Below are 13,472 nucleotides of genomic sequence, written 5' to 3' on the forward strand. Positions count from 1 at the left end.
AACCATGGTGGAATAACATGAAACTTGGTGATATCTCTGTCTCTTATATAGAGATAATGAGTAAGGCAATGGTACAACTTGATGAGGATATTACCCCTCTTCTCGATAAATACTCCATAAACTCTGCCTCTTTATCCTCTCCCGATGCTCGGGTGAGTATTCCAAAGTTTATGCGTCTGGGCTATGACTGCATCAAGCAAAGCGATTGCCCATGGCTGGGCTTGATGATGGGGGAGGTTACCTGTCCAACTAACCTTGGTATCGCCGGTTTACTTGCGCTTTCAGCGCAAAACATTAAGCAAGCCTGCGAACAAATCGCGACCTATGAGCGATTGAATAAATATAACTCCAGAGGGCAGTCGCGTTTTTTTGTCAATCGAGCCTTTGGTATGGAGCAAGACAAATACCTTGAATTGAGTCGAGAGTATGGAATCGAACAAGATCAAGCGGTACTGATGTTTTACTCCATCAATCCCTATAATGACTATAACTTATTCGTGGTGGACTCTGTCTTATCGGGTTGGCAAAAGGTCATAGAATCACTGAGTGGACGGACGGATGTGATAGAGAAGGTCTGCTTCGAATTTCCAGCCCCCGATTATAGTGATAAATACCATGAACTTTTTCATTGCCCAGTCCTGTTTGAACAAACGAGTAACTATTTGGTGATCAAAGCCGAAGCATTAGCTTGGCCTTGTATTAATCGTAGTGCGTCGACGTTTGTGCACCTTAGAAGAGGCGCCGATCAAGAGCTGGAAAAAGTGCGATTGGGACTGAGTTTTCATGAAAAAGTCAGCCGAGTGATTGGTCCCTTGCTCGATGGCAGTACGCCAACACTGGAGCAAGTCTCAGAGCAGTTGAATATGGCGCCCTGGACGGTCAGGCGTAAATTAGTCGAGGAGGGCGGCAGTTTCCAACAAACCCTCAACGACACTCGAAGAACCCTGTCTATCAGCTATGTACGCGACACGGCGTTAACCTTAGGTGAAATTGCTTACTTGTTAGGTTTTGGCTCACCTACTGCATTTCAGCGAGCCTTTAAACGTTGGACCGGAGAAGCGCCGGGGCGCTTCAGAACATCAAGATCACAGAAGAGAGCCAATGAGGAAGGACATTAGGCGATTTTTTGTTCCCCAGTGCTATCTTCCTTAAGTTTACGGCGTAAAATTTTACCGACTGGAGACATAGGCAGTTCTTTACGAAATTCAAACTGGCGTGGAATTTTATAATTAGTCAGCTTGTCTTTGCAAAATGCCCTGATCTCCTCAGCAGTCAGGGTGATATTGTTATGAGTGACGATATAGAGTTTCACCGCTTCACCGGTTTTGCTATCGGGTATGCCAATTGCTGCGCAGTTGGTGATATCCGGATGCTCAGACACCACAGCTTCAATCTCGTTAGGAAAGACATTAAAGCCAGAGACGATAATCATATCTTTGACTCTATCAACAATGCTGACATAGCCATCTTCGTCAATAATGGCCACATCTCCCGTGAGTAACCAGTCACCGTCTTGAGTGAAAGATTCTCGGGTGGCTTTGGGACGATTCCAATAGCCTTTCATGACTTGTGGGCCTTTTACGCACAGCTCGCCGCGCTGACCCACAGGGACTTCATCACCGAGCGCATCGATGCACTTAAGGGCGGTATGCTGAAGAGCTTGCCCCACAGTGCCGACTCGCTCTAACCCATTAATTGGGTTCATACAGACGGCGGGTGAACACTCTGTAAGACCATAGGCTTCAGATATCCCCACCCCTGTGATCGCTTTCCAGCGGTTAGCTGTGTCATCCATCAAGGCCGTGCCACCTGAGAGGGTAAATTTCATCTCACTAAAGTCGAGTTGTTTGAAGTTGTCACTCTCCATCAGTGATACAAACAATGTGTTAAGCCCCATAAGGCCAGTGATCTTAAAGGGCTTCATCGCCTTGATAAAGGTCTCAGTATCCCTTGGATTCGCAATCAGCACGCTGTGCTCACCGAGTCTGAAAAAGGCCATCAAGTGAACAGTAAACGAATAGATATGATAAAGAGGCAGCGGCGCGACCATGATAGATTGCTTGCCTTTCATCATAGGCTCGCCATGTTCATCGTGCTGACGCACTACGGAGCCTGCCTGTAACATGTTAGCGATGATATTGGCGTTGGTGAGCTCTGCACTTTTAGCGACGCCAGTAGTCCCTCCAGTGTATTGCAAGACAATGGTATCTTCAGGTTGGCTCAGATGTGCTGGTTTAAAGCCTTTACCGAAACTCTGCTTGAGTAGCTTTCGAAATGACTCAGCTTGGGGCAGATGGTATTTAGGCACCATCTTCTTAATATGTTTAACGGTAGAGTTGATGATCAGACGCTTTACACCAGGGACCATATCGGCAAGCGAGGTGGTGATGATCAGCTCTAGATTGGTATCACCTTGTATATTTTCAACCGATTTGGCGAAAATATCCATGCACAAGAGAGCTTTTGCACCAGAGTCATTAAACTGATGGATCATCTCACGTTCGGTGTACAAAGGATTGGTATTGACGATACGTAATCCGGCTCGCATGGCTCCGAAAACAGCAATAGGGTACTGCAGGGTATTGAGCATCTGAATGGCAATGGCATCACCTGGAACGAGTGCGGTGTGATTTTGCAAATAGTGAGCAAAGGCCGCGCTATATTGATCTATCTCTTTATAACTCAGGGTGTGACCGAGACTGGTAAATGCTGGTCTGTCAGGGTATTTGATAAAAGCTTCTTCTATCGCTTCTACTGCGGAGCTGTATGCTGTTAAATCGATAGAATCAGAGATCCCCGGGGCGCGTTTACCATTCCAAAACGATGCTTCCATACTTGCCTCAATGCTTGTTCGCGTTCCTGCCTATTAGTGATACTAGTCAACAGTCCGCGTATTTTTAGTTTTATTAGCGTTTATAAATTGCTCTATTGACTATTACCTACTTTTTAAAAAATGGTAAGTTAAGCCTAATGACTAAAGATGACAAATTAGTATCCTTACAAGACAAGGTTGGCCAGTTGAAGAGTAAAAGCTCTATATTGCTGAAGGTGCTAGGTGCTAGGTGCTAGGTGCTAGGTGCTAGTAAAGAAAGAGGGAGCATAAAAAGCCCACTGTAGCGGTGAGCTGCAATGGGCCAGTATCAAAATAAGTTAACTTGTTCAGTGTTATCTGGATCCGTTATTTAAACGAGCTCCAGATAGGTGCATGATCAGATGGCTTTTCAATAGCGCGAAGCTCGTAGTCCACATCTGACTCTACCAAGCGTTCGTTGAGTGACTTTGTAGCCAAGACCACATCGATGCGTAGGCCGCGATTATCCACAAAACCTTTACTGCGATAATCGAACCAAGAGTACCGCTCTGTTCGCTCTGGGTGCAGCTCACGGAAGGTATCCACTAATCCCCAATCCATCAGAGTTTTTAGCCATTCCCGTTCTTCGGGCTGGAAACTACACTTACCGGTTTTTAGCCAACGTTTAGCGTTCGGCGCGCCGATGCCGATGTCGAGATCCACCGGTGAGATATTAATATCACCGATCACAGCTAAATCTTCATCTGGGCTGTGGTTCTCATTGAGATAGGTCATCAGATCTTTATAGAACTTACGCTTTGCTGGGTACTTAGTCTCATGGGAAATATTATCGCCTTGAGGGAAGTAACCATTCAGTACCGTTAACGGACGGCCATTTTCCTGCTCAAAAGTCCCCATAATCATGCGGCGTTGGGCATCATCTTCGTCAGTGGGAAAGCCTTTTTGTACTTTCACTGGCTCAAGTTTAGACATCATAGCAACCCCATAGTGGGCCTTACCACCATGGTAATACACCTTGTAACCCATGGCTTCAACATCGGCAACCGGGAACACTTCATCGTGAGCCTTGGTTTCCTGTAGGCCGATCACATCAGGTTGGTGAGTGTCGATCAGTGCTTGCAGTTGATGCAGTCTGGCGCGAATACCATTGATATTAAAAGAAACTATTTTCATCTAATGTTACTCACTCTCATTATGGCAGTACGCGCTTAAATGGCTTAACGATCACTTTTTCATACACGCCAGCAGCAATGTAAGGGTCTACATCGGCCCAAGCTTGAGCATCTTCTAGCGATGGGAAATCAGCAACGACCAGTGAGCCTGTAAAGCCTGCCTCGCCTGGATTTTCATTATCGATAGCTGGGTGAGGACCTGCCACTAGCAGACGGCCATTCTCGGCTAACTGCTGCAGGCGTGCCAAGTGCTCTGGACGGGCTGCAAGGCGCTTATCTAAACTGTTCTCAACATCTTGAGAGGAGATCATATACCACATCGTTAGCATTCCTTTTTATCAGTATTTATCCACTGATTGAAGATTTATCTACTTTTTAGTGAGCTCATTTTTTTGTTCTTCCGGCATGTGTTTAAACAAGTAAATCACAGTGACAACCGTATTGAGCAGGGTCAGGGCGGTTAAGCCGAATACTTTAAAATTGACCCAAGTTTCTTGAGACAAGCTAAAAGCCACATAGATATTAACCAGAGCACAGGCAATAAAGAAGGTCACCCAGTACCAAGTGACATGGGCCCAGATCCGGTCTTCAACCACGAGCTCTTTACCTAACATGCTCTTGAGAATTGGCTTGTTGATAAATTGACTCACAGCCAGTGCGATGGCGAATAAGGCATAAACAACGGTCACCTTCCATTTGATGAAAGCATCATCATGAAACACTAAGGTTAATGTGCCAAAAAATGTCACCATAACAAAAGTCACAAGGTGCATTTTCTCAATCTTTTTATAGAGCGCATAGGTGACGATTAACTGCAAGGCTGTTGCGGCAATAAGCGCACCACTGGCGACATAAATATCGAAGAGTTTATAGACGGCAAAAAAGATAACTAAAGGCAGAAAATCGAGCAGTTGTTTCATAGGAATATGTTCTAAATTGGAGTTCAAAAAAGTGTGCCCGAGTGTAACACGGGCGTCGGCTTTAACAAATGGCAATAGCAGTAGCGCCACTGCAGTTGTTAAGCATAATTACTGACTATGAAATAAGTCTGAATTAACGATGACTTTCTGCTGGGGGGAGTGATTAATTACTTCTTGCCGTAAGCGGGTCTCGCCAAGATGTTGGTAGTGGCTTTACCCACGAGTCGAGCTGACACCTGCTGTTTATTGTTTGTTTAAACGTTTTGGCCTCAGCTAACGTCAAGTTCGGCGAGGTGATAAAAATGCTGTTTGTATGGTGACGTATGACCAATTTATAGTCACCGCAAGAGAATCGTTCTAAATTTTTAGGCTGATTTTGACCTGCATACACCTGCACGACATACCACTTCTGTAGAGGTTTATCTGCTTGAGGGGGGATATTCACCACTTGGATCAGATCTAAGGTATCAGCTATTTTTACGGGGAAATTGGCTTGCTTAGTGTCTAATGACTCTGAGGGAGTCGTTAGCAGTAAGTTATTTACCAATAACTTAGCTTCAACTGCTTGGCTTGGCTCTGGAAGCGCAATTGAACTATCTGAATGGTCACTTTGAACCAGTCTATTATTGCTGGGCTCTCTTATTCGCTCACTATTTATCTTTTCTATGGGAGCGTGAATTGGCGGTTTTCTGGTACTTTTTGTTTCTCCATTTTCTACACTTCTCAGATTTTTCTGAGGAGTGATCATCATAAAGAGGGCAAAAGCGAATAAAGAAACGAGCGAAATTGAAGCCACAACAAGGTAGAGATTGCTGTATTTAACTTGTCTGGTTTCAATCCCTAGTGCGTCTTTTATAGCAAGATGAGCAATCTTAGCATCAATCTGTCTACTAGACTGGCCATAGCCTATCATCAGTGCACGCCCACATATTTGATTCACTTTCCCTGGGTTTCCACCGCTGTATTGATAGATAAGCTTTATTGCGGTTTTGTTGAAAAGTGGTTCATGGTGGCCAGAAGCCCTGAGTCTGTTTTCTATAAGCTCACGCGTGTCAGTTAAATTAAGAGGCGCAAGTTTAAATCTCATTGTGATGCGTTGAGCAATCTGTCTAAGGGCATTTTGATTGAGGTGTTGTTGCAACTCAGGACGTCCGATCAAGATAATTTGCAGTAATTTGGTGGTGTCTGTTTCTAAGTTGGTGAGTAATCTTAGCTGTTCGAGTACTTTTTCACTCAAATGCTGTGCGTCGTCTATGACCACTAAGGTATGACGTTCTTTTTGGTGATTAACTAATAGGTACTCACTTAATCGATCGATTAAATGTTTTAAACTTTTTTCAGCATAAGATACGGATAACTCATCACATAGGTTAGCCAGTAGTTCTGTCTCACTGACTGCAGGGTTTCGAATAACGGCAACATCGGTATTTTCAGGTAGCTGCTTTAAAAAGGTAGTTAACACAGAAGTTTTACCACTGCCTTCTGCACCTGTGAGTAATAAAAAGCCACCAGTTTGTTCAATACCATAGCTCAGGTGTGCAAGCGCCTCCCTATGACTCTCACCTAAGTAAAGCCACTTGTGGGCAATCTCTGCTGTAAAAGGGTGTTCATCTAACTGATAAAACGCATTAAACATAAGTACAATCAACCCCTTTAAGTGAGATTAAAGCATAAGAGTCGATATCAGATTAAGCAAGTAGGACATAAGGTATAGAGTATTCATTAACTCATTTGTAAGCGGTTAAAGTTACTTGTTGTGTTTAAGTTCGACTTATCAGTGCCTATGATGTGGGGTAACTGAGTATTTTAGTGTGTTAAGGTGTTTTTCTTGTTCTTGTGGCTATTTTTTACGGTTAACTATGTTTTATTTGCTGAATGCATTACAGTTTACTTAAAACCTTTAAGCTGGGTGGTTTGTTGTTTCGTATTGATATTTACTGCTTTTTATAATGGGTATCATATATTTTATATAAGTGGATATAACGCTATTACTTGCAGGTTAATAGCGTTATTTTGTATGAAGTAGTCTATTATTTATTTTGCACTATATTTTACTTTTACTCCTTTCTGGTTTTTTGCCTTCGATGTTGTCTTGTGTTCTGTATTTGCATTTAATATTGGTCTTCTATGTATAAGCCAATAAGCAAGGCCTACAAATGCTCCTCCACCAATAATATTACCTATGGTGACTGGAATTAGGTTATTAAAAATAAAGTTATATATATTTAGATCTGCAAATTCATTTGCTGTATGACCCGTCATCTCCCAGAATTCAGCAGTGGCAAAGTTTTGAATCACAATGCCAGTTGGGATCATAAACATATTAGCGATGCTGTGTTCAAAGCCGCAAGCAACAAACATCGAGACAGGTAAGAGCATTACCATCACTTTGTCCGTGTTACTGCGACAGGAGAAGGTCATCCATACTGCGAGACAGACGAGAAGGTTACACAAAAGACCTAATATAACAGCTTGCAGGAAGGTGTGATGGATCTTGTGCTGGGCAACTTTCATCGCATTGATGCCCCACTCACCGCTGTTACCCATATAGAGTCCAGCCAAGTAGATGATACCGACAAAGAACATTGCGCCCGCGAAGTTGCCAATATAGACCGTGGTCCAGTTTCTTGCCATCTGTATATTGGTAATACGATTACTGGCTCTGGCTACAACTGTCAGTACTGTTGAGGTAAATAACTCTCCGCCACATACGACGACCAGTATTAACCCTAAGCTAAATGCGATACCACCGAGAAACTTTGTCATTCCCCAGGGTGCATCTCCAGCCCCCGTGGTTACTGTGATGTAGAAGACAAATGCGATAGAGATAAACACCCCGGCAGACATGGCCAAGAAGAAGGCCTGTATCGGGCTTTTAGTCGCTTTACCGACACCCACATCTTCGGCTTTTTTGGTCATGTCGCCCGGCAGTAACGCATCGAACGGATTGTTGTTATCCATATTGCACCCTCCTTTAGGTTGCTTTTATGGTTTGATTATTTACCTATTTGAACTTCAGGTTTCGTGGTCTTTGTTTCCCAATGACTCACCAATCAGCATCAAAGTTGCCAACTATACTAAGCAAGTACTCGGGTTTTATCTTTCATACAGACTCTAGATAGCAATACCGATGCCAGTCTCGTTGTGTTTGTGTTAACTGTTGTTAAATAAGGGTATTTAAGTTTTGTTTTTGATGGGGTAAATTTAATCGCTAACGATGTCGACACTTATGTCGACTTCATTTCGTCGCTGATGACATCCAACTATTCTTACTAACCATTGAGGTATTTTGTCGGCATAAGCTTGCTGAAATCTTGCAGGGGGCTTATACCTATTGGTATTAGTCAATGGGGGGGGAGATGGTTCAAATATAAAAAAGCGACTAATGAATAGTCGCCAGTCGAAGGGTAAGACACACGTTAAAGTGGCCTGCTTACTGGTGTTAGACCGATTGGTATTATAACCGGTTAATCAATTAACCCTATCTGCTTGGCAACATCCTCAACCGGTTGATAGTCACTATTCTCGGCTTCAATAAAACTAGATCGTGGAAAGCTTGCCAGCAGTTCAGGATCATCCATATTGAGCAGAGCCTGTTTCACTTTTTTGATAAAACCTTCTCCAAATTGATCTTCGACACCAGCACGAATAGTCCACTGGTAGTCGGGATATGAGGGGCTTTCCCATATCACTCTGACCTTAGTTTGATCTATTTTTCCTGCAGCCAATGTGCTATCCCAAACCTTATAGTTTACTGCGCCGACTTGGTATGCACCTGCTTGAACCTGAGCTATGGTTCTACTGTGGTCACCTGAAAAACCAACCCGTTTAAACGCCTCTTGAGGTTTTTTATTTAGATGCTGCTCAATAAAGTATTGTGGCATTAATCGCCCAGAGGTTGAGCCTTTTGAGCCAAAAGTGAATGTGAGATCATCGATATCAGGAAACTGCTCAGCACTTTGTAAGCCTGTACTCGTGTGAGCAATGATATAGCTCTTAAAAAATTGATCCTCATACCCTTGAGCGATTGCTTGTGATCCAGGGATTAAGCGTCTTGCTTGGACACCTGATAAACCGCCAAACCAGGCTAATTGAACCTGGTTATTCCTAAAAGCTGTTATTGCGGCGGAGTATGACTTTACTGGCACATAGTTAACATCGACACCTAACTCCTGTTCAAGATATAGAGCAACCTTTTCAAATCGAGTTCTAAGCTGACTTTCATCTTCGTCTGGAATCGCGGTAAATGTAAAACTTGTCGCCATCAATGATTGTGAGAATAGTAATAATCCAATAGCAGGAACAAATGATTTCTTCATAGCATATCCAATGACTCATTATTATGTGGTAAATAATTTAGTGTTGTTTTATGTAAAATGAAATGACATTGCTCACATTACTTGCGATTGTAATATATCTATTAACAACGTCGATGATTTATTGTGTGGCTATCATTTTAATGTGTTTTTAGAATGGTTGTTATATATTGAGATCTAGTTCAAACTTTTATTTCGTTAATTGGATATACTTATTTCGTATTCAGGAAGTAGATGAGGTCTGGTGGCCTTCTCGGTCTTCAAAACCGATGTGAGTCTAATAGACTTTGGCAGGTTCGATTCCTGCCTCTTCCGCCAAATTCTAGTTAAATAGTGATTGTGGCAGTTTGAGCATGAATTTGCAGTTATTTTGCTGTTTATACATGTTTACTGTTTTTTGACTGTGCATGAACTTCGAAATCGTTTTAAGGAGTGCATGTGAACGCTAATCAAAAAGTGAGTCAAAAATCTAATCCTAAAGCTCATCCAGAAGCTAACTATCGCCTTCCTCAAGTTGAGCAATTGCTTCAACAAGATTTTTTATCCCCTTTTATCAAAAGTCTGAGTCGTCCGGTTGTCACTATGGTGATCCGCGATTACTTTACACAAATTCGTCAATCTGAGTCTTTTAAGCATGCGGGAGTAGATGGGCTCGATATCACCCAAGCGTTAAGCTCAAGATTACATGGCGTCTTACTTCAGCGCCAAACCGCTGTGATCAATGCGACTGGTACCATTATTCATACAAACTTAGGACGATCCCCCATAGACCCTGCGCTATGGGATGCCGTAAAAGCAGTCAATACAGGCTATAACAATCTTGAGTTGAAACTTGAGGATGGCAAACGTGGTCAAAGAAAGGGCTTACTTGATACGCTACTTTGTGCATTAACAGGCGCTGAGGCTGGGCTACTTGTTAATAACAATGCTTGCTCCATCTACCTATTGCTACATGCACTTGCTAAAGGCAAGGAGGTTATTGTCTCTCGCGGGGAGCAGATACAGATTGGTGGTGGGTTTCGTATTCCCGATATTTTAGCGCTCTCTGGTGCAAAGTTGGTTGAGGTGGGGACGACCAATATTACCACCGCAGATGATTATATTGAGGCGATCACTGACAACACCGCGATGGTGTTGATTGTGCATCAGTCTAACTTTGTCATTCGTGGTTTTACTGAGTCTGCGGATATTAAGGAGCTTAGCCGTCGCTTGCCTAAAGAGGTGATCTTAGCTGTTGATCAAGGCTCTGGCGTTACCAATGAGCCCCATTTCCCTGAAGAGAAGTCCGTGATTAAGTATATCGCTTCTGGCGCCGATCTCGTCTGTTTCTCCGGCGATAAAATTTTAGGCGGACCACAAGCTGGCATCATCTGCGGGGATGCATCTCTGGTTCAGCGTTTAGAAAAAAATCCTATGATGCGAGCATTTAGACCCGGTAGGGTCGTACTGTCACTTATCGAAGAGTTACTTGTTCGTAAGCTCAATGAGCAGGAGAGCGGCAGGGGGATCTCTGAGCGGCAGGTTGCGCAACTATCAAGCACATTAAACAAGGCCGACAGGTTAACTCAACTGTTTCCAAATCACATTGAGATCTGCCCACTAAAGGCGGTGGTGGGGGGAGGTACCTTGCCAGATATAGATTATGACTGTTGGGGCGTTATTTTAGCGGGTGATCCGCTCAAGTTAAGTCGTGAATTGAGACTGGCAAGCACACCAATTATTGGCGTGATTCAGAGGGACAAATTTATCTTAAACCTTGCCAGCGTGACAGATAGCGATTTTGAGTTACTTATCCTGCAATTAGAGGACTACCTCTATTTAAAAGAGGGCTTTATTGATGGCCATTGCAGAGGTGAACAAGTGAGGACAGTTGTTTGAAGGAGTGTCAATGATGCGTTCATCTAAAATCGACGCGATCGAGCTATCACCTCAGTTGCCTGAGCAGTTTGTGATCGCCATGGCTGGGCATGTCGATCATGGCAAAACAGCTTTGATACATGCCTTAACTGGGATCATGACTGCACGTAGTTTTGAACAAGACTGTGGCATGACACAAAACCTAGGCTTCGCACACTTTACCGGTAGCCAAGGTCAGCAGATAGGTGTTATCGATGTACCGGGCCATGAACGCTATATTCGCAATATGGTCGCAGGACTTTGGAGCATAGAGCTTGTCGTATTGGTGGTTGCCGCTAACGAGGGGTGGATGCCGATGACCCAGGCACATCTTGAAGTGGCGAAAGCGATGGGTGAACGTTCGATCATTATCTGTATCACAAAGAAAGATCTGGTTAATGATGAGCAGTTACTTGCTTTAGAGGAGGAGTTACTTGAGCGGGTAATGGACTGCTGCGATGAGGTGGCTGAAGTTATCTGTGTATCATCTGTGACTGGTGAAAACATCGAGCAGCTCAAACAGTTGATTAGCCAGCAACTTAGCCTAATAACACATTCAAAGGCGTTAAGTGTTAATCCAGATTGTCAGCGGGCTAAGGCGCTGAGTTATCAAGACAGAAAAGCACACCTCTATGTAGATAGAAGTTTTAGCGTGACAGGCATTGGTACCGTAGTCACAGGCTCACTCGTGGGTGGTAGTTTGGCTGTCGGTAGTCATTTAACCTTGATGCCTAAAGGGCTAAAGGTGAAGGTACGTAGCCTGCAGGTTTATCACCAGAGCGTTGATAAAGTGGCGGCAGTTTCCAGAGTTGCTGTGGGGATAAAGGGCGTAAATTATAAGGCGCTTTCCCGAGGAGATTGCCTCGTGGTGGAACCACAGATGCACAGTGGGACCAGTGAGATTGTGGTGCGCTTAAATACGCTACCGCCTAAGTTGAAAAACTGTCAGGTTGAGGTGGCTATTGGGAGTTGGCATGGTGTAGGGCAATTGATAAAAATCTCACATACCCAGTTGGTACGAGTCAAGCTAAACAGCCAGGTCTGTTGTCATTTCGCTCAACCTATCGCTTTCATTCAACATGGCGGCAGTAAGCTTATCGCCAGTGGACGATGTGTCTGGTTAAGTGAGATTGAACGGTGGCAAAGACGCAACCTCTACACTTTACTCAATGCACTGCCCGAATCGATAGAAGATCCCCATCAAGTTCAGATCCAGCTGGAACTTGAAGGTTATATCGTTCGTCATGATGAACTAGACTTGCCCCCGCAATTTGAGTATATCAACTTAGGTGAGTTTGTTGTTTTACGCTCTTGGTATCAGCAGATTGAAATGTCGATACTCTCGCTGCTTAATCAACCATCAGCAGCCCTATCGAGTGCTGAACTGGCAAGCCAACTTCGAGTCAATGTGACGGTATTAGCTGAGGTGATCCAGCAACTCAAACAGCAAGATAAGATCCATCTCAGTTACAACTGCTGGCTTGCCGGCAGTGGTAGTAGTGAAGATGATCTCTGCCAAGAGAGCCAATCTTTGCTTAGTCAGATCCGCGCTTCTGAGCGTGATGGGTATATTCTGGAGAAGCAGGCCAAAGCTGATGTTAAGAAACGACTGAAGAATCTCGCACGACTTAAGTATGTGACTCAGTTAGAGGACAATATCTATTATGATTTAGCGCTATATTCCCGCTTAGTTGAAGATATTTTAATCGGCCACAAAAAGAACGATAGGCTCAGTATGTCTGATATTAAGCTTAGATCAAAATTAAGCCGCAAATATGCGATTCCATTAGCCAATAAGATGGAGAGAGATGGCTGGGTAAGAAGGGATGAAAATGACAGGATCGTATTAAAAAGTTTGCCTTCATAGCCCATTTCTTTAATCGCAGTTATGAATGAATAGTTTATATTCGCAGTTTGTTTTTATTCAAACACTGACCCGTGTAGTCACTTTAATAACGTTGATTTTTCTATATTGGTTTTACTCCTGCTAGTTTAATTACCCACTTCCTATAATCAGTAAAGCTCGGTGAGCTGATGCTCCTTTATCTATCACTCTCAGGGTTTTATCTAAGTTATTGATTTTAACCTTTTAAGTGTGTTTGTTTTGTTTGAGGGTATTCTGTTTTACATTTTGAGTTATCGGTCACATTTCTATTTTAAAATAGCTGCTAACGACTTTTGTCTTTATATCTAGAGGAGCTTGTGTCATTAGTTTTTATTTGTGTCGACATAAGTGTCGACACGCATTTTAGATATTCGCTTATGCCTTGTAGTGTATTAGCACTAGATAAACAACCTGCCTTCAAATACTAATAATTACAACTAGTTAGTTATTAAATTCTATTTATATTTATAA

10 protein-coding genes and 1 tRNA gene are annotated in these 13,472 nt (G+C 43.2%); 4 read left to right on the top strand and 7 right to left on the bottom strand.

What is annotated here, in order from left to right; translation table 11 throughout:
• Positions 1–17 precede the first annotated feature (17 nt).
• Positions 18–1,118 (top strand): AraC family transcriptional regulator, encoded by a 1,101-nt coding sequence (locus FM038_RS08605; protein WP_142872860.1) that lies wholly within the window; start codon positions 18–20, stop codon positions 1,116–1,118.
• On the opposite strand, the gene FM038_RS08610 is transcribed toward FM038_RS08605, so the two are convergent.
• The 7 genes from FM038_RS08610 to FM038_RS08640 form a co-directional block, all read right to left on the bottom strand.
• Positions 1,115–2,833: an AMP-binding protein gene (locus FM038_RS08610; protein WP_142872861.1), complete on the bottom strand. Its 1,719-nt coding sequence runs from the start codon at positions 2,831–2,833 to the stop codon at positions 1,115–1,117. The two genes, FM038_RS08605 and FM038_RS08610, sit on opposite strands and share 4 nt — an antisense overlap.
• Before the next feature lie 345 nt (positions 2,834–3,178).
• Positions 3,179–3,985, bottom strand: coding sequence for an exodeoxyribonuclease III (xthA, locus tag FM038_RS08615; protein WP_142872862.1), 807 nt, complete (start codon positions 3,983–3,985; stop codon positions 3,179–3,181).
• 19 nt (positions 3,986–4,004) lie between these two features.
• Positions 4,005–4,304: a YciI family protein gene (locus FM038_RS08620; protein ID WP_142872863.1), complete on the bottom strand. Its 300-nt coding sequence runs from the start codon at positions 4,302–4,304 to the stop codon at positions 4,005–4,007.
• Positions 4,305–4,352: 48 nt separating this feature from the next.
• Positions 4,353–4,904 carry a septation protein A gene (locus FM038_RS08625; RefSeq protein WP_142872864.1) on the bottom strand — a complete coding sequence of 184 codons (552 nt, stop codon included), beginning with the start codon at positions 4,902–4,904 and terminating at the stop codon, positions 4,353–4,355.
• 163 nt (positions 4,905–5,067) lie between these two features.
• Positions 5,068–6,540: an ExeA family protein gene (locus FM038_RS08630; protein WP_195873228.1), complete on the bottom strand. Its 1,473-nt coding sequence runs from the start codon at positions 6,538–6,540 to the stop codon at positions 5,068–5,070.
• 398 nt (positions 6,541–6,938) lie between these two features.
• Entirely contained in the window at positions 6,939–7,865 is a 927-nt protein-coding gene (gene focA / locus FM038_RS08635; protein WP_142872866.1) for a formate transporter FocA, read from the bottom strand.
• A 506-nt stretch (positions 7,866–8,371) separates the two neighbouring features.
• A complete protein-coding gene (locus FM038_RS08640; protein WP_142872867.1) occupies positions 8,372–9,223 on the bottom strand; it encodes a putative selenate ABC transporter substrate-binding protein in 852 nt (283 codons plus the stop codon).
• A gap of 223 nt (positions 9,224–9,446) precedes the next feature.
• Here FM038_RS08640 and FM038_RS08645 point away from each other — a divergent pair.
• From FM038_RS08645 to selB, 3 genes are all read left to right on the top strand, one after another.
• Positions 9,447–9,538, top strand: a tRNA-Sec gene (locus FM038_RS08645).
• A 120-nt stretch (positions 9,539–9,658) separates the two neighbouring features.
• Positions 9,659–11,098 (top strand): L-seryl-tRNA(Sec) selenium transferase, encoded by a 1,440-nt coding sequence (gene selA, locus FM038_RS08650; RefSeq protein ID WP_223293027.1) that lies wholly within the window; start codon positions 9,659–9,661, stop codon positions 11,096–11,098.
• Between the two features lie 10 nt (positions 11,099–11,108).
• Positions 11,109–12,983, top strand: coding sequence for a selenocysteine-specific translation elongation factor (gene selB / locus FM038_RS08655; RefSeq protein WP_142872869.1), 1,875 nt, complete (start codon positions 11,109–11,111; stop codon positions 12,981–12,983).
• The last annotated feature ends 489 nt before the right edge of the window (positions 12,984–13,472 follow it).

The organism is Shewanella eurypsychrophilus (genome assembly GCF_007004545.3).
GTDB classification, from domain to species: Bacteria; Pseudomonadota; Gammaproteobacteria; order Enterobacterales; family Shewanellaceae; genus Shewanella; species Shewanella eurypsychrophilus.

Excerpts from the sequence above, each read along its gene's own strand:
- FM038_RS08630 (WP_195873228.1), bottom strand. The coding sequence starts at position 6,540 with ATGTTTAATGCGTTTTATCAGTTAGATGAACACCCTTTTACAGCAGAG.
- FM038_RS08625 (WP_142872864.1), bottom strand. The coding sequence starts at position 4,904 with ATGAAACAACTGCTCGATTTTCTGCCTTTAGTTATCTTTTTTGCCGTC.
- focA (WP_142872866.1), bottom strand. The coding sequence starts at position 7,865 with ATGGATAACAACAATCCGTTCGATGCGTTACTGCCGGGCGACATGACC.
- FM038_RS08620 (WP_142872863.1), bottom strand. The coding sequence starts at position 4,304 with ATGTGGTATATGATCTCCTCTCAAGATGTTGAGAACAGTTTAGATAAG.
- FM038_RS08640 (WP_142872867.1), bottom strand. The coding sequence starts at position 9,223 with ATGAAGAAATCATTTGTTCCTGCTATTGGATTATTACTATTCTCACAA.
- FM038_RS08605 (WP_142872860.1), top strand. The coding sequence starts at position 18 with ATGAAACTTGGTGATATCTCTGTCTCTTATATAGAGATAATGAGTAAG.
- selB (WP_142872869.1), top strand. The coding sequence starts at position 11,109 with ATGATGCGTTCATCTAAAATCGACGCGATCGAGCTATCACCTCAGTTG.
- FM038_RS08610 (WP_142872861.1), bottom strand. The coding sequence starts at position 2,833 with ATGGAAGCATCGTTTTGGAATGGTAAACGCGCCCCGGGGATCTCTGAT.
- xthA (WP_142872862.1), bottom strand. The coding sequence starts at position 3,985 with ATGAAAATAGTTTCTTTTAATATCAATGGTATTCGCGCCAGACTGCAT.